This is a genomic window from Derxia lacustris, from assembly GCF_002105195.1.
GTDB lineage: Bacteria > Pseudomonadota > Gammaproteobacteria > Burkholderiales > Burkholderiaceae_E > Derxia > Derxia lacustris.
Genome location: NZ_MUHU01000002.1, coordinates 660,187 through 682,215 on the forward strand (window position 1 = coordinate 660,187; position 22,029 = coordinate 682,215).

21 protein-coding genes and 1 tRNA gene are annotated in these 22,029 nt (G+C 68.5%); 21 read left to right on the forward strand and 1 reads right to left on the reverse strand.

The window, feature by feature from the left end:
• Positions 1–34: 34 nt before the first annotated feature.
• The 9 genes from pheT (at position 35) to rlmD (ending at position 8,691) form a co-directional block, all read left to right on the forward strand.
• The gene (gene pheT / locus B9P64_RS04675; RefSeq protein WP_085315036.1) at positions 35–2,464 is read left to right on the forward strand and encodes a phenylalanine--tRNA ligase subunit beta; all 2,430 of its coding nucleotides are present in this window, start codon (positions 35–37) and stop codon (positions 2,462–2,464) included.
• 63 nt (positions 2,465–2,527) lie between these two features.
• Entirely contained in the window at positions 2,528–2,980 is a 453-nt protein-coding gene (locus B9P64_RS27205; protein ID WP_235839887.1) for an integration host factor subunit alpha, read from the forward strand.
• Positions 2,981–3,036: 56 nt separating this feature from the next.
• Positions 3,037–3,435, forward strand: a complete 399-nt coding sequence (locus B9P64_RS04685) for a MerR family transcriptional regulator (RefSeq protein ID WP_235839888.1) — start codon at positions 3,037–3,039, stop codon at positions 3,433–3,435.
• A 39-nt stretch (positions 3,436–3,474) separates the two neighbouring features.
• Positions 3,475–3,551 (forward strand) — tRNA-Pro (locus B9P64_RS04690).
• 190 nt (positions 3,552–3,741) lie between these two features.
• Positions 3,742–4,482, forward strand: a complete 741-nt coding sequence (gene surE, locus B9P64_RS04695; RefSeq protein WP_176256717.1) for a 5'/3'-nucleotidase SurE — start codon at positions 3,742–3,744, stop codon at positions 4,480–4,482.
• A complete protein-coding gene (locus B9P64_RS04700; RefSeq protein WP_085315040.1) occupies positions 4,479–5,435 on the forward strand; it encodes a protein-L-isoaspartate(D-aspartate) O-methyltransferase in 957 nt (318 codons plus the stop codon). Before surE ends, B9P64_RS04700 begins: the two co-directional genes overlap by 4 nt.
• A gap of 4 nt (positions 5,436–5,439) precedes the next feature.
• Positions 5,440–6,390 carry a peptidoglycan DD-metalloendopeptidase family protein gene (locus B9P64_RS04705; protein WP_085315041.1) on the forward strand — a complete coding sequence of 317 codons (951 nt, stop codon included), beginning with the start codon at positions 5,440–5,442 and terminating at the stop codon, positions 6,388–6,390.
• A 34-nt stretch (positions 6,391–6,424) separates the two neighbouring features.
• The gene (locus tag B9P64_RS04710) at positions 6,425–7,216 is read left to right on the forward strand and encodes a 3'-5' exonuclease (RefSeq protein WP_085315042.1); all 792 of its coding nucleotides are present in this window, start codon (positions 6,425–6,427) and stop codon (positions 7,214–7,216) included.
• Positions 7,207–8,691, forward strand: coding sequence for a 23S rRNA (uracil(1939)-C(5))-methyltransferase RlmD (gene rlmD, locus B9P64_RS04715; protein ID WP_085315043.1), 1,485 nt, complete (start codon positions 7,207–7,209; stop codon positions 8,689–8,691). Before B9P64_RS04710 ends, rlmD begins: the two co-directional genes overlap by 10 nt.
• Before the next feature lie 6 nt (positions 8,692–8,697).
• Here the strand turns inward: rlmD and B9P64_RS04720 are convergent, their stop codons facing one another.
• Positions 8,698–9,414, reverse strand: coding sequence for a Bax inhibitor-1/YccA family protein (locus tag B9P64_RS04720; RefSeq protein ID WP_085315044.1), 717 nt, complete (start codon positions 9,412–9,414; stop codon positions 8,698–8,700).
• Between the two features lie 265 nt (positions 9,415–9,679).
• Between B9P64_RS04720 and ndk the strand changes: the two genes are divergently transcribed.
• From ndk to hflK, 12 genes are all read left to right on the forward strand, one after another.
• Complete coding sequence (ndk, locus tag B9P64_RS04725; protein ID WP_085315045.1) at positions 9,680–10,105, forward strand: nucleoside-diphosphate kinase; 426 nt, start codon at positions 9,680–9,682, stop codon at positions 10,103–10,105.
• Between the two features lie 23 nt (positions 10,106–10,128).
• Positions 10,129–11,280 (forward strand): 23S rRNA (adenine(2503)-C(2))-methyltransferase RlmN, encoded by a 1,152-nt coding sequence (gene rlmN / locus B9P64_RS04730; RefSeq protein WP_085315046.1) that lies wholly within the window; start codon positions 10,129–10,131, stop codon positions 11,278–11,280.
• Between the two features lie 12 nt (positions 11,281–11,292).
• Positions 11,293–12,096 (forward strand): type IV pilus biogenesis/stability protein PilW, encoded by an 804-nt coding sequence (gene pilW, locus B9P64_RS04735; RefSeq protein ID WP_085315047.1) that lies wholly within the window; start codon positions 11,293–11,295, stop codon positions 12,094–12,096.
• Complete coding sequence (locus tag B9P64_RS23565; RefSeq protein ID WP_176256718.1) at positions 12,089–13,309, forward strand: RodZ domain-containing protein; 1,221 nt, start codon at positions 12,089–12,091, stop codon at positions 13,307–13,309. Before pilW ends, B9P64_RS23565 begins: the two co-directional genes overlap by 8 nt.
• Entirely contained in the window at positions 13,306–14,592 is a 1,287-nt protein-coding gene (gene ispG / locus B9P64_RS04755; protein WP_085315050.1) for a flavodoxin-dependent (E)-4-hydroxy-3-methylbut-2-enyl-diphosphate synthase, read from the forward strand. The genes B9P64_RS23565 and ispG overlap by 4 nt, the downstream gene beginning before the upstream one ends.
• A gap of 48 nt (positions 14,593–14,640) precedes the next feature.
• Entirely contained in the window at positions 14,641–15,960 is a 1,320-nt protein-coding gene (gene hisS, locus B9P64_RS04760) for a histidine--tRNA ligase (RefSeq protein WP_407919675.1), read from the forward strand.
• Positions 15,961–16,027: 67 nt separating this feature from the next.
• Entirely contained in the window at positions 16,028–16,669 is a 642-nt protein-coding gene (locus B9P64_RS04765) for a YfgM family protein (protein ID WP_085315051.1), read from the forward strand.
• A gap of 1 nt (position 16,670) precedes the next feature.
• A complete protein-coding gene (gene bamB / locus B9P64_RS04770) occupies positions 16,671–17,807 on the forward strand; it encodes an outer membrane protein assembly factor BamB (protein ID WP_176256719.1) in 1,137 nt (378 codons plus the stop codon).
• A gap of 10 nt (positions 17,808–17,817) precedes the next feature.
• On the forward strand, positions 17,818–19,167 hold the full coding sequence (der, locus tag B9P64_RS04775; RefSeq protein ID WP_085315053.1) for a ribosome biogenesis GTPase Der: 1,350 nt from the start codon (positions 17,818–17,820) through the stop codon (positions 19,165–19,167).
• Positions 19,168–19,315: 148 nt separating this feature from the next.
• Complete coding sequence (hfq, locus tag B9P64_RS04780; protein ID WP_085315054.1) at positions 19,316–19,552, forward strand: RNA chaperone Hfq; 237 nt, start codon at positions 19,316–19,318, stop codon at positions 19,550–19,552.
• A gap of 116 nt (positions 19,553–19,668) precedes the next feature.
• Positions 19,669–20,799 (forward strand): GTPase HflX, encoded by a 1,131-nt coding sequence (gene hflX / locus B9P64_RS04785; protein ID WP_235839891.1) that lies wholly within the window; start codon positions 19,669–19,671, stop codon positions 20,797–20,799.
• On the forward strand, positions 20,796–22,025 hold the full coding sequence (hflK, locus tag B9P64_RS04790; RefSeq protein WP_085315055.1) for an FtsH protease activity modulator HflK: 1,230 nt from the start codon (positions 20,796–20,798) through the stop codon (positions 22,023–22,025). Before hflX ends, hflK begins: the two co-directional genes overlap by 4 nt.
• Positions 22,026–22,029 lie beyond the last annotated feature (4 nt).

Sequence of the window (22,029 nt, forward strand, 5' to 3'; positions counted from 1 at the left end):
GGCCGTCCATCAGAACAATTCAGCGAGGCAAGACATGCAGTTTTCCGAATCCTGGTTGCGCAGTTTCGTGAACCCGTCGGTGACGACGGCCGAGCTGTCGCACCTGCTCACGATGGCCGGCCTCGAGGTCGAGGAAGAGCGCCGCGCGGCGCCGCCGTTCAGCAAGATCGTCGTGGGCGAAATCAAGACCATCGAGAAGCATCCCGATGCCGACAAGCTGCGCATCTGCCAGGTGGACGCCGGCACCGGCGCGCTGTTGCAGATCGTGTGCGGCGCGCCGAATGCGGCCGCCGGCCTGCGCGTGCCGGTCGCGCTCGTGGGCGCCGAACTGCCGCCCGGCGAGGACGGCAAGCCGTTCCGCATCAAGCTCGGCAAGCTGCGCGGCGTCGAGTCGCACGGCATGTTGTGCTCGGCGCGCGAGCTGGGGCTGTCGCAGGACCACGCGGGCTTGCTTGAGCTGGCCGGCGATGCGCCGGTGGGCGAGGACATCCGCGCCTACCTCGATCTCGACGACACGGTGTTCGTCATCAAGCTCACGCCCGACAAGGGCCATTGCCTGTCGGTGCTGGGCGTGGCGCGCGAAGTGGCCGCCATCACCGGCGCGCCGCTGACGCTGCCGGCCATCGCTGCGGTGCCGGCCAGCTTCGACGAGAAGCTGCATGTGCGCGTCGAGGCGGGCGATCTGTGCGGGCGCTTCTCGGGTCGCGTGATCCGCGGGCTCGATGCCAGGGCGCCGACGCCGGCCTGGATGAAGTCGCGGCTGGAGCGCGCCGGTCAGCGCAGCATTTCGGCGCTGGTCGACATCTCCAACTACGTGATGCTGGAGCTGGGGCGGCCGTCGCATGTGTTCGACCTCGGCAAGATTTCCGGCGGTCTGGTGGTGCGCTGGGCCCATGCCGGCGAGGAGCTGAAGCTGCTCAACGGGAACACCGTGTCGCTCGACGAGAGCGTGGGCGTGATCGCCGACGCGCATGCGGTCGAATCGCTCGCCGGCATCATGGGCGGCGACGCCACGGCGGTCTCGCTCGACACCGCCGACGTGTATGTGGAATGCGCGTTCTGGTGGCCCGACAGCATTCGCGGCCGCGCGCGCCGCTACAACTTCTCGACCGACGCCGGCCATCGCTTCGAGCGCGGCGTCGATGCGACGACCACCGTCGAGCACCTTGAGCGGCTGACGCAATTGCTGCTCGACATCTGCGGCACCGACGCCACCCGCATCGGCCCGGTCGACGATCACCAGATCGCGCTGCCCGAGCGCAAGCCGGTGCGCATGCGCGTCGCGCGCGCCGCCCGCATCCTCGGCGTGGCAGTGCCGGCCGAGCGTTGCGCCCAGGTGTTCGCGCAGCTCGGCTTCACCTTCACCGAGAGCGACGGCGTGTTCGAAGTCACGCCGCCCGGCGCGCGCTTCGACATCGAGATCGAGGAAGACCTGATCGAGGAAGTGGCGCGCATCGTCGGCTACGAGAGCATTCCGGTGCGGCCGCCGGTCGCGGCCCAGCGCATGCGTGCCCAGCCCGAGGCGCTGCGTCCGGCGCATGCGCTGCGCCGTGCGCTGGCCGGGCTCGGCTATGTCGAGACGGTGAACTACGCCTTCGTCGAGGAAGCCTGGGAGCGCGATTTCGCCGGCAATGCCGAGCCGATCCGGCTGCTCAATCCCATCGCCAGCCAGATGTCGGTGATGCGCTCGACGCTGCTCGGCAGCCTCGTGGGTGTGCTGCGCTACAACCTCAACCGGCGCGCCGAGCGGGTGGCGGTGTTCGAACTGGGCCGGGTGTTTGCGCGCGATGCGGGCGTGGCCGACAGCCTCACGTCGGTGGCGGGCATCGCCCAGCCGCTGCGCATCGGCGGGCTGGTGTACGGCGCGTCGGCGCCCGAGCAATGGGGTGTCGCGCAACGGCCGGTCGACTTCTTCGACATCAAGGCCGATGTCGAGGCGCTATGCGCCGGCGCCGGCGCGGTGGCTTTCGAGCGCGCCGAGCATGTGGCGCTGCATCCGGGGCGCGGCGCGCGCGTGCTGCTCGATGGCGTCGTCATCGGCTGGATCGGCGAGCTGCATCCCAGGCTTCAGCAGGCCTACGAACTGCCGGCCGCGCCCGTGGTCTTCGAGCTGGACGTGGCCGCGCTGCGCAGCCAGCCGCTGCCGAAGGCTGCGCTGCCGCCGCGTTTCCCGCCGGTCCGGCGCGACATCGCGGTGGTCGTCGATCAGGCGGTAAGTGCGTCCGCCGCGCTCGATTGCATGCGCAAAACCGTCGCGTCCGAGGGCTTCTCTGAGGTCGTCCGAGAGCTGGCGCTGTTCGACGAATATCGCGGTAAGGGCTTGTTATTAAACGAGAAAAGTCTTGCCTTCAAGGTGGTGTTGCAAGACAATTCCGAAACTTTGCGCGATGAGCGAATCGAGTCGGTGGTGGCTCGCATCGTGGCTGGCCTCGAAGCCGGCATCGGCGCCCGGCGACGGGCCTGACAGCGCAAGCAGCCCTGGCGCCACTCCCTTCCGCAGCCCCCGACTCCAGCAGATTCCCACGCCATGAAAGATGATCAGGACGCCATGAACGACGAGGTCATCCCCTTCGGTCGTCTTGCGGCGCTCGATGGCCGGACCAAGCCGCAGTCGGGGCTGGCAACGGGCGGGCGGCTGCCGCCGGCGTCGGCCGGCTTCAAGCTGGCGCCGCCCGCGCCGGTCGAGCCCGAGTCGATCACGCTGACCAAGGCCGAGCTCGCCGAGTTGCTGTTCGAGCGCGTCGGCCTCAACAAGCGCGAAGCCAAGGACATGGTCGAGATCTTCTTCGAGGAAATCGCCCGTGCGCTCGAAGCGGGCGAGGTCGTCAAGCTGTCGGGCTTCGGCAATTTCCAGCTGCGCGACAAGCCGCAGCGGCCCGGACGCAATCCCAAGACCGGCGAGGAAATCCCCATCACGGCGCGGCGGGTCGTCACCTTCCACGCCAGCCAGAAGCTCAAGCAACTCGTCGACAACGGATGACGGCCGACGCCGGTGCGCGCGATGCACACCGGCCGCCGTCGCAGCGGGAGGGTGTCTTGGATCGCCGTCCGAAATCGATCGAACAGACGCTGCTGCCGTCCATTCCGGCCAAGCGCTATTTCACGATCGGCGAAGTGAGCGAGCTGTGCGGCGTCAAGCCGCATGTGCTGCGCTACTGGGAGCAGGAGTTCACCCAGCTCAAGCCGGTCAAGCGACGCGGCAACCGGCGCTACTACCAGCATCACGAGGTGATGCTCATCCGGCGCATCCGCGAATTGCTGTACGAACAGGGCTTCACCATCGTCGGCGCGCGCAACCAGCTCGATGCGCAGCATGCCAACGACAGCGTTCCGGCCGATGAAGAATCGGCTGCCATCGCCGAGGTGCTGGATGTGGCGGCGTTGCGCGCGGAACTGTCGGCAATCCGCGACTTGCTCGAAATTGGCAAGAAGTGAGTGACAAGACGGATTTCGCTGCTAATATAGCGGGCTGTTCGGGGTGTAGCGCAGCCTGGTAGCGCACTTGCATGGGGTGCAAGGGGTCGCGAGTTCGAATCCCGCCACCCCGACCAGAAATATTCGATGAAGTCCGGCTCGCCGACATTCATCAAGACCGGGCAAGATGGCCGGGTTGCGAAAGCAGCCCGGCCGTTTTTGTTTGTGCGGCTCGCAGCTCTGCGAGCCGATCGGCGGCCTGATTGCGCCGCGCCGTCGTTAGTCCCAACCAAGAGCGGCTTGGCCGCATGCCATCGGATCTGCCTCATGCGCATCCTCGTCAGCAACGATGACGGTTACTCGGCGCCGGGTATCGAGGCGCTCGCGGCGGCGCTCGGGGCGTTTGCCGATGTCATCGTCGTGGCGCCTGATCGCAATCGCAGTGGCGCGTCGCATTCGCTCACGCTTGATCGGCCGCTGCGGCTGACCGAAACCTCGGCGCGCGTGCATCACGTCGACGGCACGCCGACCGACTGCGTGCATGTGGCGCTGACCGGCGGACTGCTCGATGCGCCGCCCGATCTGGTGGTTTCGGGCATCAACAACGGCGCCAATCTGGGCGACGACACGATGTATTCCGGCACGGTAGCGGCGGCGATGGAGGCTTATCTGTTCGGTCTGCCGGCGATCGCCTTCTCGCTCTGCACCCGGGATTGGGCCGGGCTCGACCGCGCGGCCGAGGTGGCGGCCCAGCTCGTTCGGCGCCAGTTGCGCCAGCCGCTGGCCGCACCGTTTCTGCTCAGCGTGAATTTCCCGCTCGCGGCCGATCTGGCCCGTTGCGAGGTGACCCGGCTTGGCAAGCGCCATTCATCCGAGCCGGTGCTGCGCGAGCGCGATGTGGACGGCCGGATCATGTTTCGCATCGGCGCGGTGGGCGGTGAGCGCGAGGCCGGGCCGGGCACCGACTTTCATGCGGTGGCGCAGGGCAGCGTGTCGATCACGCCGCTGCATCACGACCTTACGCACACGGCCCGGCTCGACGGCCTGCGCGACTGGCTGGGCGCATGAGCGATCGCAAGCCGCCCAAGTGGATTGCGCCGCTGCCGCCCGGTCATCACCTCGACGGTGTGGCGCCGCGCTACGGCATCGCGCAAAAGCTGATCGACAAGAGCGAGAAGCCGTCGACCCGCGCAGCGGCCGAGCCGGCGAGCCGGGCTCCCGCGCCGGCGCCGGTGCGTCCCGGCATCGCGCCGCCCGCGCGTCCGGCGCCGCCCACGCGGCCGGCCGGCCATCCGATCGCCCAGGCGTCTGCCGTGGGCATGGCGCCGCCGTTGGCGGCCCAGCGCCCGACCGGGCCGCGCGGCACCGGCGATTCGATGCAGGCGCGCCGCGAACGACTGGTGCGCGATCTGGCCGCGCGTGGCCTGCAGGACGCCGCCGTGCTCGGCGCGCTGCGCAGCATTCCGCGCGATGCCTTCGTCGATGCCGCGCTGGCCAGCCGTGCCTATGACGACAGCGCGTTGCCGATCGGCCATGAGCAGACCATCTCCCAACCCTTCACTGTCGGCCGCATGCTGGAGCTGATGCGCAACGGCCGCGCGCCGGCGCAGCGGCTGGAGCGGGTGCTGGAGGTGGGTACCGGCTGCGGCTATCAGGCGGCGGTGCTCGGGCAGCTGGCCGAGATGGTGTTTTCCATCGAGCGCATCCGTGCGCTGCACGAACTGGCGCGCACCCGGCTGCGGCCGCTGCGGCTGGCCAATGTGCGGCTGCATTTCGGCGATGGCCGTGTCGGTCTGCCGCATGAGGGGCCGTTCGACGGCATCGTCATCGCGGCGGCCGGTTTTGAACTCCCGCAGGCCCTGCTCGACCAGCTGCGCCTGGGCGGTCGACTGGTGGCGCCGGTGGCGCGCGGCGACGGTCGCCAGCGCCTCGTCGTCATCGACCGGACCGCCCGGAACGAGTGGCAGAGGGCCGAAGCCGATGACGTACACTTCGTGCCGCTTCGATCCGGCACGACCTAGAACGATGCCCAAATCCCTCCTCAGCCTGCCCCCGAAGTCCCGTCTCCGCCTGTCGTTCACGGCACTCCTGCTCGGCCTGCTGGCCGCCTGTTCCAGCCCGCAGCGCCAGGCGCCCATCGTCGATCGCTCGTCCGCTTCCGCATCTGCCGGCGCTGCCGCGACCGCCAGTTCGGGTTCGGCGCCGATCGTCAGCGCCGGTGGCGCAGCCGGCTATACCGGCGCGCCGCGCAGCTATGTGGTGCGCAAGGGCGACACGCTCTACAAGATCGCGGTCGAGCACGGCAAGGACTACCGCGACATCGCCGCGCTCAACCAGCTCGAAAGCCCGGATCGCATCATCGTCGGCCAGACGCTGCGCATCGATCCGGCCGAGGGCGCGAGCCCGGCCGCAGGCGTGCCGGCCGTGGCGACGCCGGTCGTCATTGGCGCGCCGCTCGAAAACCGGCCGCTCGGCGACGCCGCCAAGCCCGCGACCAGGCCGCCTGCCGACGCCGCGCCAGCCAAGCCGGCCGACACCGCCAAGCCGCCCGAAGCCGCCAAGCCCGCGCCCGCCACCGACGCACCCAAGCCCGCCGCCAGCGACGACGGCCCGATCACCTGGGCCTGGCCGACCGGCGGCCGCGTCATCGAAGGCTTCGACGAGGCGCGCAACAAGGGGCTCGACCTCGGCGGCGCCATCGGCGATCCGGTGCTCGCGGCCAGCGACGGCAAGGTCGTCTATGCCGGCAACGGTCTGCGCGGCTATGGCCAGCTGCTCATCGTCAAGCACAACGACAACTACCTCTCGGCCTACGCGCACAACAGCAAGCTCATCGCCCAGTACGGCGACAGCGTGAAGCGCGGCCAGAAGATCGCCGAGCTGGGCAACTCCGACAGCGACCGCCCCAAGCTGCATTTCGAAATCCGCCGTCAGGGCAAGCCGGTCGATCCGACCAGGTTCCTGCCCGCGCGCTGAGCGCGGGATTCACGGCCAAGGCAGGGGAGAGGGCATGACGCCGATACTCGTCTTCGACATCGAGACCATCCCCGACTGCGAAGGCCTGCGCCGCCTGCATGCCGGCGAGGAAGGCTGGGACGGCGACGATGCCGCCATCGCCGAACGCGCCTTCGCCGAGCAGCGCGAGAAGAACGGCAGCGACTTTCTGCGCCATCACCTGCACCGCATCTGCGCCATCAGCTGCGTGCTGCGCACCGACAAGAGCCTGCGCGTGCGTTCGCTCGGCAGCGTCGACAGCGACGAAGCCAGCCTCGTCGCAGAGTTCTTCGACATCATCGAGCGCTCCACGCCCCAACTCGTGAGCTGGAATGGCGGCGGCTTCGACCTGCCGGTACTGCATTACCGCGCGCTGGTGCACGGCATCGCCGCGCCGCGCTACTGGGACTGGGGCGACGACGACCGCGAGTTCAAGTGGAACAACTACCTGAGCCGCTATCACACGCGCCATCTCGACCTGATGGATGTGCTCGCGATGTTCGGCGGCCGCGCCAATGCGCCGCTCGACGATCTGGCCAAGCTCTGCGGCTTCCCCGGCAAGCTCGGCATGGACGGCGGCAAGGTCTGGGACAGCTACAGCGCCGGCGGCCTGCCCGGCATCCGCGCCTATTGCGAAACCGATGTGATGAACACCTGGCTCGTGTACTGCCGCTTCCGCCTGATGCGCGGCGAGCTGAACCGCGACGCCTATGACGCCGAAATCGCGCTGGCCCGCGACACCCTCGCCGCGCTGGCGCCGAAGGACGGCAACGAGCACTGGAAGGAATATCTGGAAGCATGGAAGTGACTGATTTCTCGACCGACGGCGCGCCGCAGGGCCACGTTGAATCCGGTCCCGAGGGCAGCGGCGCCGAGCCGACCGATGCGCTGAGCGCGCCGCTCGCCACCAGCCCGGCACCGAGCCTGCCGCCCGGCATCCTCGACATCGAATCGATCGACATCGACGCGCGCGGCGTGGGCCGGCTGCCGAGCGAGAACGGCACGTCGGGCGGCAAGGTCATCTTCGTCGACGGCGCCTTGCCCGGCGAGCGCGTGCGCTATCACAGCTACCGGCGCCGGCGCAGCTATGAATTCGCCAACACCACCGAGGTGCTGCGCGCCAGCGCGTCGCGGGTCAAGCCGCGCTGCCCGCATTTCGGCGATTGCGGTGGCTGCTCGATGCAGCATCTCGATCCGGCGGCCCAGCTCGCCATCAAGCAGCGGGTGCTCGAAGACAACTTCGCGCACATCGGCAAGCTGCGGCCCGAGCTGGTGCTGCGGCCGATCCAGGGGCCGGACTGGGGCTATCGCTTCCGCGCGCGGCTGTCGGTGCGCCATGTGGCCAAGAAGGGCGGCGTGCTGGTGGGTTTCCGCGAGCGCAAGTCGAGCTTCGTGGTCGACATGGGCGAATGCCATGTGCTGCCGCCGCATGTGTCGGCGCTGCTGCTGCCGCTGCGCGCGCTGGTCGACGGCCTGTCGCGGCCAGACCGCATGCCGCAGATCGAGTACGCCCAGGGCGCCGATGTGACCGTGCTGGTGTTCCGCGTCCTGGAGCAGCTCACGCCGGCCGACGAACAGCTGCTGCGCGCCTTCGCCGACGAGCACGGCGTGCAGATCTGGCTTCAGCCCAAGGGGCCGGACACGGTCCAGCCCTTCCATCCGCCGCAGGACGTGGCGCCGGCGCTCACCTATGCGCTGCCCGAGTTCGGCGTGGTCATGCCGTTCCGCCCGACCGATTTCACCCAGGTGAACCACCGCATCAACCGCGTGCTGGTGAGCCAGGCGCTGGCGCTGCTGGCGCCGCAACCGGGCGAGCGGCTGCTCGATCTGTTCTGCGGCATCGGCAATTTCACGCTGCCGCTGGCGCGGCGCGGTGGCGCGGTGCATGGCATCGAGGGTAGCGAGACGCTGGTGGCGCGAGCCGGCCAGAACGCCGTCTTCAACGGCATCGGCAATGCCACGTTCGCGGCGCGCAACCTGTTTGAAGTGACGCCCGACGAAGTGGCGAGCTGGGGCCATTTCGACCGCTGGCTCATCGACCCGCCGCGCGAAGGCGCATTGGCCGTGTCGCAGGCGCTCGCGGCGCTGGCCCAGCGTGGCGACCATGCCCTGCTGCCGAAGCGGATCGTCTATGTGAGCTGCAACCCGTCCACGCTCGCGCGCGACGCGGCGGTGCTGGTGCACGAAGGCGGGTTCAAGCTGGAGGCGGCGGGCGTGGTCAACATGTTCCCGCACACCTCGCATGTGGAGTCGATGGCGGTGTTCATCCCGCCATCGGCTTGAAGCGGCTTACTCGTCGCGCTGACCGGTGAAGGCCATCACCAGCTGAAGCAGGCTGGTGAACATGTTGTACAGGTCGAGGTAGACGGCGAGGGTGGCGGTGACGTAGTTGGTCTCGCCGCCGCTCACGATGCGGTTCAGGTCGAACACCAGAAAGCCGGCAAAGATCGCGAACGAGATGGTGACGAGCGCGAGTTGCAGCGCCGGCAGCTGGAAGAACAGGTTGGCCAGCATCGCCACGATCAGCATCACCAGCCCCACGAACAGGAACTTGCCCATGTTCGACAGGTCGCGCTTGGTGGTGGTGGCATAGCCCGCAAGCAGGAAGAACAGGATCGCGGTGCCGCCGGCCGTCATGCCGATCATCTGCGGGCCGTTGGAAAACCGCAGCGCCACCGACAGCAGGCCGCTCAGCATCACGCCCATGAAGCCGGTGAAGCCGAGCAGCAGCGCCACGCCGATGCCCGAGTTCTTGAACTTCTCGATGGCGAAAAAGAAGCCGAAGGCGACCGCCATGAACACCAGCGCGCCGGCCCAGCCGCGGAACAGCCCGCCCAGATTGAACTGAAGGCCGATGAAGGCGCCGGCGATCGTCGGCAGCATCGACAGCGCGAGCAGGGCATAGGTATTGCGCAGCACGCGCTGGCGCTGGTCGGCGCTGGGGGCGGCCCAGCGCGCATCGATGGCGTCGTCGCCGAAGATGGGTCGGTCGGAACCACGGATCATGGTCGAACTCCTGAAAGTGAAAGCGGCAAGACAGGAACCGCGTTACACGGATTTTGCATCAGTGGCTGCGCGGCCAGCGTGACGTGCATGTGCGCACCGGTATCGGCCGGTGACGGTTGAAACCCCCGCGCCTCGAAACTGTCTTGCCGGACGGAAAATCCTTTCAAAATCCGCATGTTAGAATCGCGGACTTCGCGTTGCGGTCGCGCAATGCATTCAAAATCATTCAACCACCGTACTCCCGTACGTCCCCGGAGCCCTGCAAATGGCGATTGAACGCACCCTCTCGATCATCAAACCCGACGCCGTTGCCAAGAACGTGATCGGCAAGATCGTCTCCCGCTTCGAAGAAGCCGGCCTGAAGGTCGTCGCTGCCCGCCTCACGCAACTGTCGCGCGCCGAAGCCGAAGGCTTCTACGCCGTGCACAAGGAACGTCCCTTCTTCAAGGACCTGGTCGATTTCATGATCTCGGGCCCGGTGTTCGTGCAAGTGCTCGAAGGCGAAGGCGCCATCCTCAAGAACCGCGACCTGATGGGCGCGACCGATCCGAAGAAGGCTGCCCCTGGCACCATCCGCGCCGACTTCGCCGAAAGCATCGACGCGAACGCCGTGCACGGCTCGGACGCGCCCGAAACGGCTGCCGTCGAGATCGCCTACTACTTCCCGGCGCTCAACGTCTACTCGCGCTGAACCGCAACCAGAGCGCACACGGAATGAGCCGCATCAATCTGCTCGATCTCGATCGGGCTGGGCTTGAAAGCTTCGTCGCCAGCCTCGGCGAGAAGCCTTTCCGTGCGCGCCAGTTGCAGCGCTGGATCCATCGCAGCGGTGCCGCCGATTTCGACGCGATGACCGATCTGGCCAAGAGCTTCCGGGCCAAGCTGCCCGAGCTCGCCGAAATCCGCGCGCCGCAGCCGATCCGCGATCACGAATCGGCCGACGGCACGCGCAAGTGGCTGTTCGACGTGGGCAACGGCGATGCGGTCGAATCGGTGTTCATCCCCGAGGACGATCGCGGCACGCTCTGCGTCAGCACCCAGGCCGGTTGCGCGGTCAACTGCCGCTTTTGTTCCACCGGCAAGCAGGGCTTCAGCCGCAACCTGAGCACGGGCGAGATCATCGGCCAGCTCTGGTTTGCCGAGCGCGAGCTGCGCCGGTCGCTCGGCCGGCCCGAAGGCGAGCGCGTCATCAGCAATGTGGTGCTGATGGGCATGGGCGAGCCGCTGCTCAATTACGAGGCCTCGGTCGCCGCGATGCGGCTGATGCTCGACGACGACGCCTACGGCCTCAGCCGGCGCCGCGTCACGCTGTCCACGTCGGGCGTCGTGCCCTTCATCGACCGGCTCGGCACCGATCTGCCGGTGGCGCTGGCCGTCTCGCTGCACGCCAGCAACGACAAGCTGCGCGACGTGCTGGTGCCGCTCAATGTCAAGTACCCGCTGGCCGAACTGATGGCCGCCTGCCATCGCTATCTGGCGCATGCGCCGCGCGACTTCATCACCTTCGAGTACGTGATGCTCGACGGCGTGAACGACCGCGTGGAGCACGCCCGCGAGCTGCTGGCGCTGGTGCGCGCGCATGACGTGTCGTGCAAGTTCAACCTGATCCCGTTCAATCCGTTTCCCGAATCCGGCCTCGGCCGCACGCCGATGGAGCGCATCAAGGCGTTTGCCGGCGTGCTCATCGAGGCCGGCATCGTCACCACCATCCGCAAGACGCGCGGCGACGACATCGATGCCGCCTGTGGCCAGCTGGCCGGCGACGTGCGCGACCGCACCCGGCTCGCCGAGCGCGGCGCCTTCGTGCCGATCGACGTGGTCCGGTCGGCGGCGCGGTCCGCGCCGGCACGGCCGGGTCGCTCCTGACAGGAATCGTCCATGCGCTATGCCGGCGCTGCGCTAGCCCTGCTGTTCCTGCTTTCCGCCTGCGTGACCCAGCGGTCCGCGCCCACCGATGTGACCTCGGACAGCGACAGCACCGAAATCGTCGGTGCCGGCAAGCCGGCCGATGCCCGCAAGCGCGCGCAAATCCGCGTGGAGCTGGCCGCCAACTACTACGCCGAAGGCAAGCTCGAAGTGGCGCTGGCCGAGCTGAAGAACGCCGCCGCCGCCGATCCGACCTATGCCGAGACCTACAGCCTGTACGGCCTGGTCTACATGAACATCGGCGAGCGCGAAAAGGCCGAGGAAAACTTCGCGCGCGCGCTGCGCATCGCGCCCAACGACTCGGCGATCAACAACAACTACGGCTGGTTCCTGTGCCGCGGCGGGCGCGAGAAGCAGTCCTTCGCCTATTTCGACGCGGCGCTCAAGAACCCGCTCTACCCGACGCCGTCGGTGCCGGCCCGCAGTGCCGGCATCTGCGCCTACCGTCTGGCCGACTACCCGCTCGCGCGCAGCTACCTGCAACGCTCGTTCGACGCCGAGCCGGGCAATGCCACGACCATGTTCCATCTGTCGCGTACCTATTTGCGGCTTGGCGATCTTGATCGCGCCCGCTTCTATGCCCAGCGGCTGAACCGGCAGATCACGCCGACCGCCGAATCGCTGTGGCTCGAAGTGCGCATCGAGCATGCGCGCCACGACCGCGATTCCGAGGCGCTGGTGCTGTCGCAATTGCGCCGCCAGTTCCCCGATTCGCCCGAGTACGCGGCCTTTCAGCGAGGCGATTTCAATGAATGAGCCATCCGGAGCCCTGCCCGCCGACGAGCGTGCGCTCGATGTGGCGACCCGCCCCGGCACGACCGATCCGGCACCTGCCGAAGCGGACGCGGCAACGGCCGCCAGCGCCACGCCGACCGCGAGCCATGCCGGCACCGTGCTGGCGCGGGCACGGGCGGCGCGCCAGCTCACGGTCGAGCAGCTGGCGCAGCGCATCAAGGTGTCGGCGCGCCAGGTCGAGGCGATCGAGGCCGGGAACTGGGCCAGCTTTCACACGCCGGCCATCCTGCGCGGCTTTGTGCGGGCCTATGCCAAGGCGGTCGACATCGACAGCGCGCCGCTGCTGGCCGAACTGCCGCGCATCGAGGTGTCGCCGGGCCAGCTCACGGGCGTGGCGAGCGTCGGGCGGCCGGTCGGCCTGGGTCGGCGCGGGCTCAACGGCCTGGGCTGGTGGCTGACCTGGGGACTGGTGGCGGCGCTGCTGGTGGCGCTGGCCATTGCCTTGCCCAAGACCAATCTCGCTGGCTGGATTTCGGCGCGCGAGGCGGCCAACGGGCTGGCGGCGCAGCCGGCGGCCGATCCGCCGTCGGGCGCCACTCCGTCTGCGGCGGAGCCGGCGCCGGAAGCGGCGCCGGCCACCGCCGACGCGGATGCTGCGCCGGCAACGGGCGCGGCTTCCGTGCCGACGGCGCCGGTCGTGCCGGGTCAGCTGACGGCGCCGGTGCCGCTGCAATCGGTGCCGGTCGCGCCGGCGGCTTCGTCTGCAACTGCGCCGGGCGCGACGCCTTCGGGTGCGTCGACCGGCGTGGCGCCGCAGTCTGTGGCCGGCCCGGCGCCCGCTGCGGCGGCGCCTGTCGTCGCGGCGCCGGCCACGCCGCCGGCCGTTTCGCCGGCACCGACCGTTTCGCCCGCGCCGGCCAGCGCACCGCCGTCCGCTGCGCCGCAAGCCACGCCTGTCGCAGCTGCGTCCGCTGCCGCCGGCGCCTCCCGCCTCAAGCTCGACTTCGAGCGCGAGACCTGGATCGAAATCCGCGACGCCAGCGGCAAGATCGTCTCCACCGGCGTGAGCGCGGCTGGCGCCAGCGTCAACGCCGAAGGCAGGCCGCCGTTCAAGATCATCATCGGCAACGTGCCGGGCACGCGCTTCGCGGTCGATGGCCGCAATGTCGATCTCGCACCGTTCAGCAGCGGCAATGTCGCCCGCTTCACCTATCCTCCGGAGGCAAGGCAATGAACCAGCGCGATCCCGCTTTCGGCTCCGTTCCCTTGCATCACGGCCCGGCCGCGCGGCGTGCCTCGCGGCGCGTGGAAGTGCGCTGGGGCGAGCGCGTGGTGGCGGTGGGCGGCGGTGCGCCGGTGATGGTGCAGTCGATGACCAACACCGACACCGCCGACGCCATCGGCACCGCGATCCAGATCAAGGCGCTGGCCCAGGCCGGCTCCGAGGTAGTGCGCATCACGGTCAACTCGCCCGAGGCCGCCGCCGCCGTGCCGGCGATCCGCGAGCAGCTCGACCGCATGGGCATCGATGTGCCGCTGGTGGGCGATTTCCACTTCAACGGCCACAAGCTGCTCACCGACTACCCGGCCTGCGCCGAGGCGCTGTCCAAGTACCGCATCAACCCCGGCAACGTCGGCCGCGGCGAGCGCCGCGACGAGCGCTTCGTGGCGATGATCGAAGCCGCCTGCCGGCACGACAAGCCGGTGCGCATCGGCGTCAACTGGGGCTCGCTCGACCAGGAAGTGATGGCGCGGCTGATGGACGAGAACTCGCGCCGCGCCGAGCCGTGGAGCGCGCAATCGGTGATGCATGAGGCGCTGGTCACCTCGGCCATCGAGAATGCCGAGCGCGCCGAGGAAATCGGGCTCGGTCGCGACCGCATCGTGCTGAGCGCCAAGGTCTCGGGCGTGCAGGACCTCATCACCGTGTACCGCATGCTTGCGGCGCGCTGCGACTATCCGCTGCACCTGGGCCTGACCGAGGCCGGCATGGGCAGCAAGGGCATCGTCGCGTCGAGCGCGGCGATCGGCGTGCTGCTGCAGGAAGGCATCGGCGACACGATCCGCATCTCGCTCACGCCCGAGCCGGGCGGCGACCGCACGAAGGAAGTGGTGGTCGCGCAGGAGCTGCTCCAGACGATGGGCCTGCGCGCTTTCGCGCCGCTGGTCATCGCCTGCCCGGGCTGTGGCCGCACCACCAGCACCTTTTTCCAGGAGCTGGCCGACAAGATCCAGCGCTATCTGCGCGACCAGATGCCGGTGTGGAAGCTGCGCCATCCGGGCGTGGAAAACATGCATGTGGCCGTGATGGGCTGCGTCGTCAACGGGCCGGGCGAAAGCAAGCACGCCGACATCGGCATCTCGCTGCCGGGCTCGGGCGAGGACCCGGTCGCGCCGGTGTTCATCGACGGCCAGCGCGATGTCACGCTCAAGGGCGAGCGCATCGCCGAAGACTTCCAGGCCCTGGTCGAAACCTATGTGGCGCGGCGCTATGCGGCGCCCGGCCACCACGCCTGACGCTCCGTGCCTGCGGCCGTGAACGGCGCGCGGGCCGTTCACGAAAGAATGCTCATGTCAAAAATCGAAAAGCTCGGCGCGGTCAAGGGGATGAACGACATCCTCCCGAAGGATGCGCCGCTGTGGGACTACTTCGAGGACACGGTGCGCGGCCTGATGCGCGCCTACGGCTACCGCCAGCTGCGCACGCCCATCGTCGAGTACACGCCGCTGTTCAAGCGTGGCGTCGGTGAGCACACCGACATCGTCGAGAAGGAGATGTACAGCTTCACCGACTCGCTCAACGGCGAACCGCTGTCGCTGCGCCCCGAAGGCACGGCTTCGGCCTGCCGCGCCGCCATCGAGCACAACCTGACGTATGACGGCGGCAAGCGGCTCTGGTACACCGGCCCGATGTTCCGCCACGAGCGGCCGCAGCGCGGGCGCTACCGCCAGTTCCACCAAGTGGGCGCCGAGGCGCTCGGCTTTGGCGGCCCCGACGTGGACGCCGAACTCATCTACATGTGCGCGCGGCTGTGGGAAGAGCTCGACATCCGCGACGTGCAATTGCAGATCAATTCGCTCGGCAATGCCGAGGAGCGCGCGCGGCACCGCGCCGATCTCATCGCCTACCTTGAGGCGCATGCCGAGGTGCTGGACGAGGAAAGCAAGCGCCGCCTGCACAGCAATCCGCTGCGCGTGCTCGACTCCAAGAACCCGGCGGTGCAGGAAGTGGCCAATGCCGCGCCCAAGCTGCTCGACTACCTTGGCGCCGAATCCAGGCTGCATTTCGACCAGCTCAAGCGGCTGCTCAAGATGCGCGGCATCCAGTTCGAGGTGAATCCCAAGCTGGTGCGCGGGCTCGACTACTACAACCTCACCGTGTTCGAGTGGGTGACCACGCGGCTTGGCGCCCAGGGCACGATCTGCGGCGGCGGCCGCTATGACGGCCTGATCGAGCTGCTCGGCGGCAAGCCGACGCCGGCCTGCGGCTTCGCGATGGGCGTCGAGCGCATCCTCGAATTGCTGCGCGACGGCAATGTCGAGGCGAAGGAAGGCGTCGACGTCTATGTGGTGCATTCGGGCGAGGGCGCCCAGCAGCTCGGCGTGCAGGTGGCCGAACTGCTGCGCGACCAGGGCATCGAGGTGCTGGTGCATGCCGGCGAAGGCAGCTTCAAGTCGCAGATGAAGAAGGCCGATGCTGCCGGCGCGGCCTTCGCCGTCATCCTCGGCGAGGACGAGGTGGCCAAGAACGAGGTCACGCTCAAGCACATGCGCGACGAGACCGGCGAGGGCGCCGGCAGCCAGGAGCGCATGCCGGTATCGCACCTGCCGCTGCGCATGCTGGAGGTGTTCGGCTTCGGCAACGCGGGCGACCGCGACGACTGAGCGCAGACTCGCGCTCCGCGCGGCGGGCCCGGCGCCCGCCTTCTTCCAATCCATCCCACGAATTCGAATGGCATACGACCACCAAGAACAGGAACAGCTCGACGCGCTGAAGGCCTGGTTTCAAACCTGGGGCAAGTCGATTGCCGCAGGCATCCTGCTGGCGGCGGTCGCCTTCGGCGGCTGGATCGGCTGGCAGCGCTGGCAGCATCAGCAGGCGCTCGCCGCTTCGCTGGTCTATGACGAGCTGCTGCAAGCCAGCGAAGCCGGCAAGCTCGACGACGTCAAGCGCCTGTCGGGCAGCCTGACGGCCGACTTCAAGCGCTCGCCCTATGCCTCGATGGGCGCGCTGGTGGCCGGCAAGGCCGAAGCCACGGCCAAGGATTTCAAGGCCGCGCAGGCGCATTACGAATGGGTCGTGGCCAATGCCAAGGTCGAGGAATTCGCGGCGATGGCGCGCTTGCGGCTCGCGGCCGTGCTGACCGATCAGCAGGACTACGACGGCGCGCTCAAGGCCATCGCGAGCGGAATTCCGGCGTCGTTCGAGGCGCTGGCGGCCGACCGGCGCGGCGACATCTATCAGGCCCAGGGCAACAAGGCCGAGGCGCGCAAGGCCTATGTCGAGGCGCTCGAAAAGCTCGCGCTCAAGCGCGAGAACCAGGGCCTGCGCCAGATCATCGAAATCAAGCGCGACGCGCTCGGGGAGGCTTGAGATGACGCGCTTCTCCCGTCTTTGCGCAATCGCCCTCGTTGCCGGTCTGGCCGCCTGCGGCTCCACGCCGCAACGCGTGCCGGCCGAGCTGACCGCGATTCAATCGAGCGTGCCGGCGCGCACGCTCTGGACCGACAAGCTCGGCTCGGACGGCAACTGGCCGCTGGTGCCGGCGGTGGTCGACGGCACGGTCGTGGCCGCGTCCACCGGCGGCCGGCTGGTGCGCATCGATGCGGTCGGCGGTCGTGAGCGCTGGCGCGTCGATGCGGGCTTCCGCATCTCGGCCGGCGTGGGCGTGGCCGACGGCACGGTGGTCGTCGGCGGCCCCGACGGGCAGGTCGCCGCTTTCGCGCTCGATACCGGCAAGCAGCGCTGGCGCGCGACGGTGCCGGCCGAGCTGCTTGGCACGCCGGTGCTCGGCGGCGGCATCGCCGTCGTGCGCTCGTCCGATTCACGGCTTTACGGCCTCGACCTCGCCACCGGCGAGCGCAAGTGGGTGCTGATCCGCCCGGTGCCGGCGCTGACGCTGCGCGTGCCGTCGGGCATCACGCTGGCCGGCGACACGCTGCTCGCCGCCTTCCCGGGTGGCCGGCTGCTCGGCGTCAAGATCGCCAGCGGCCAGGTGGTGTTCGACGTGGCCATCGCGCAGGCCAAGGGCACGACCGAGCTGGAGCGCGTGGTCGACGTGGTCGGCGCGCCGGTGGTCGAGGGCAGTGAAGTCTGCGGCGCCACCTATCAGGGCCGCATCGGCTGCCTCAACGGCGCCAACGGCCAGACCATCTGGGCGCGCGATTTCTCGGCCGGTGCCGGCCCGGCCGCCGATGTGCGCCGCGTGTACGGCGTGAGCGAGCAGTCGGTCGTGCAAGCCTTTGCGCGCGACAACGGCACGCTGCTGTGGACCAACGACAAGCTCAAGTTCCGCGACCTTGCGGCACCGCTGTCCTGGGGCCGCAGCCTGGTGGCCGGCGACTATCGCGGCTATCTGCATTTCTTCGACCGCGAGCAGGGCACGCTCATCGGCCGCCTTTCCACCGACGGCAGCGCGATCCGCAGCGCGCCCGTGTCGCTCGAACCGGCCGCGCGCGGCTTCGTCGTGCAGACCGCCGACGGCGCCGTGGTGGCCGTCGCGACCGAATGAACCGAGCTGAATGAAACCTGTAATCGCCATCGTCGGCCGACCCAATGTCGGCAAGTCAACGCTGTTCAACCGGCTCACGCGCAGCCGCGACGCCCTCGTCGCCGATCTGCCGGGCCTCACCCGCGACCGCCATTACGGTGAAGGTCGCACCGGTGAGCGGCCCTATCTCGTCATCGACACCGGCGGCTTCGAGCCGGTCGCCAAGGACGGCATCCTCCACGCCATGGCCCAGCAGACGCTGCAAGCCATCGCCGAGGCCGATGCGGTCGTGTTCGTCGTCGACGGCCGCGCCGGCCTCGCGCCGCAGGACCAGCTGATCGCCGAGCGGCTGCGCAAGAGCGGCGTGCGCTGCACCGTCGCGGTCAACAAGGCCGAAGGCATGACCGGCGACAACCGCTCGGCCATGCTGTCGGCCGATTTCCATCAGCTCGGCCTCGGCGACCCCTGCGTGATCTCGTCGGCGCATGGCGATGGCGTGAACGAGCTGATCGAGCTGGTGCTCGAAGCCTTCCCCGAAGACGAGGAAGTCGACGAGTCCGAGCGGCCGCGTCGCACCAAGATCGCCATCGTCGGCCGGCCCAACGTCGGCAAGAGCACGCTCATCAACACGCTGGTCGGCGAGGAGCGCGTGATCGCCTTCGACATGCCGGGCACCACGCGCGACGCGATCGAGGTTGAGTTCGACCATGCCGACCGGCCCTACACGCTGATCGACACCGCCGGCCTGCGCCGGCGCGGCAAGGTGTTCGAGGCGGTCGAGAAGTTCTCGGTCGTCAAGACGCTGCAAGCCATCGCCGACACCAACGTGGTCGTGCTCATGCTCGACGCGCAGCAGGAAATCTCGGACCAGGATGCGCACATCGCCGGCTTCGTCATCGAGCAGGGCCGGGCGGTGGTGCTGGCGGTCAACAAGTGGGACGGCCTCGACGAAGACAAGCGCGAGTGGGTCAAGCGCGAGCTGGCCCGCAAGATGCAGTTCATGGGCTTCGCCAAGCTGCATTTCATCTCGGCGCTGCACAACCGCGGCGTCGGCGCACTGATGAAGTCGGTCGCCGGCGCCTGCGATGCGGCGTTCCGCAAGCTGTCGACGCCCAAGCTCACGCGCGCCTTGCAGGATGCGGTCGCGCATCAGGCGCCGCCGCGGCACGGGCTGTCGCGGCCCAAGCCGCGCTATGCGCACCAGGGCGGCATGAATCCGCCCATCGTGGTGGTGCACGGCACCGGGCTCGGCAACATTCCGGCGCACTACACGCGTTACCTCGAAGGGCGCTTCCGCAAGCAGTTTTCGCTCGAGGGAACGCCGCTGCGCATCGAGTACCGCAGCACCGCCAACCCCTTCGATTCGCGCGAGCGCGACTGAGCATCAGGGGCTTCCCGCCATCGTGACGACTTGTCACTGAATGCCCGGGAGCCCAAGTTGCCCCGAAGCTTTCGCTTGGGGTAAGGTGCGCCGGGCGCCCTGACGCGAGGGCGAACATCACAACAACATTTCCTCGATCGGAGCTCACATGAGCAACAAGGGCCAGCTGCTACAAGATCCTTTCCTCAACACCCTGCGCAAGGAGCACGTTCCGGTCGCCATCTACCTGGTGAACGGCATCAAGCTCCAGGGTCAGATCGAGTCCTTCGACCAGTACGTCGTGCTGCTCCGCAACACGGTGACCCAGATGGTCTACAAGCACGCAATCTCCACGGTCGTTCCCGCCCGCGCGGTGCACTTCCAGGTCGAGCCGCAAGCCGAGTGACGGCACACGCGTTGTCACGCATCACTCCCGCAGAAGGTCTCGCCGGCGGCATCGGCGAGTTTGGGGTCCGCAGCGCGCGCTCCGGCAAGTCGACGCAGGATGACCGGGCCCGCGCCCTGATCGTCGGCGTCGATTTCGGCGACAGCGACTTCGCCGACTCCTTCGATGAACTCGAACTGCTGGCCGGTTCGGCTGGTGCTCAGGTGGTCGGCCGCGTCAGCGGCAAGCGTTCCACGCCCGACCCCAAGCATTTCGTGGGTTCGGGCAAGGCTGACGAGATCCGTCTCGCGGCCAGCGCCGACGACTGCGATCTGGTCATGTTCAACCATGCGCTTTCGCCGGCGCAGCAGCGCAACCTGGAACAGGTGATCGGCCTGCGCGTCATCGACCGCACCAGCCTCATCCTCGACATCTTTGCCCAGCGCGCCCAGTCGCACGAAGGCAAGATCCAGGTCGAGCTGGCCCAGCTCCAGCATCTGGCCACGCGTCTCGTGCGCGGCTGGACTCACCTGGAACGGCAAAAGGGCGGCATCGGCTTGCGCGGCCCGGGCGAAACCCAGCTAGAAACCGACCGCCGACTCATCGGCGAGCGCGTCAAGCAGCTGCGCATCAAGCTCGGCAAGCTCCAGGCCCAGCGCGACACGCAACGCCGTGCGCGTGAACGTCGCGGCACCTTTAGTGTCTCGCTCATCGGTTACACCAATGCCGGCAAGTCGACGCTGTTCAACACGCTGACGCGCGCCAAGGCCTACGCCGCCGACCAGCTGTTTGCCACGCTCGACACGACCACGCGCCGCATCTGGATCGATGGCGTGGGGCAGGTGGTGTTGTCCGACACGGTCGGCTTCATCCGCGAGCTGCCGCACCAGCTGGTCGAAGCCTTCAAGGCCACGCTCGAAGAAACCGTGCATGCCGATCTGCTGCTGCATGTGGTCGATGCGTCGAGTCCGTCGCGCCATGCGCAGATCGCGGCGGTGAACGCGGTGCTCGGCGAGATCGGCGCGGCCGACATCCCGCAGATGATCGTGTTCAACAAGGCCGATGCGGCCGGGCTTGATCCCGAAGCCTCGCGCAACGAGGCCGGCAGCGTTGATCGCATCGTGCTCAGCGCGCGCACCGGTGCCGGCATCGATCTGCTGCGCGCCGCCATCGCCGAGCGCGCGAATGCCAGCCGTCCCTCCGGGCTCGTCGATCCGGCCCTGCCCGACGATGCCGATTCCTCACCTCTTCCCGACGACTCACTATGACCGGCGCTTCGCGCAAGCCCTCGCTGGCCCTCCAGGACAACTCCGATCCGGGCGGCCGCCGCCCCGATGACGGTCCGCCCGACCTGGAAGAGCTCTGGCGCAATGTCAATCGCCGCATCTCGGCGCTGTTCGGCAAGCCGGGCGCGGAACCGCCGTCGGCGCAGCCGGGCCCGTCGGGTGTCGGCGGCAATGTCGGCATCGGGCTGGCGGTGGGCGCTGCGGCGCTGATCTGGCTGGCGAGCGGTTTCTACATCGTTCCCGAAGGTCAGCAGTCGGTCACGACCACCTTCGGCGAGTACTCGTCGACGTCGAGCCGGGCCGGTCTGCAATGGCGGCTGCCGTATCCGATCCAGGCGCATGAGCTGGTGAACGTGGCCGAGCTGCGCACGGTCGAGGTCGGCTATCGCGGCGGCGCGCGCACCAAGATCCTGCCCGAGGCACTGATGCTGACCGATGACGAGAACATCATCGACATCCAGTTCGCCGTTCAGTACCGCATCCGCGAGGATGGCGCGGCCGACTTCGTGTTCCAGAACCGCGGCCCCGAAGACGCGGTGAAGCAGGCCGCCGAAACCTCGATGCGCGCCGTGGTCGGCCGCCAGAAGATGGACTCGGTGCTGTACGAGGGCCGTGCCGACGTGGCCGAGGAAGTGCGCTCGGTGATGCAGGGCATCCTCGACCGCTACAAGACCGGCATCCTTGTGCAGAGCGTGGCGATCCAGCAGGCCCAGCCGCCCGAACAGGTGCAGTCGGCCTTCGACGACGCAGTGAAGGCGGGCCAGGACCGCGAGCGCCAGATCAATGAAGGTCAGGCCTATGCCAACGACGTGATCCCGAAGGCGCGCGGTGCGGCGTCGCGGCTCACGCAGGAGGCCGAGGGCTATCGCCAGCGCGTCGTCGAGACGGCCACCGGCGATGCGGCGCGCTTCAAGTCCATCCTGGCCGAGTACAACCGCGCGCCCACCGTCATGCGCGACCGCATGTACATCGACGCGATGCAGCAGATCTACCAGAACACCTCCAAGCTGCTGGTCGACACGCGTGGCAGCAGCCCGCTGCTCTACCTGCCGCTCGAGCAGCTGATGCGCCAGACCCAGTCCGATCCGGCGCGTGCCGCAGCCTCGGGCAGCTCGCCTGCCGGTGCGTCAGCGCCGCAGCACGACTCCACCTCGGGCGATTCGCGTTCGCGCGATCTCCTGCGCGCGCGCGAGCGCGACTCACGCTGACCGG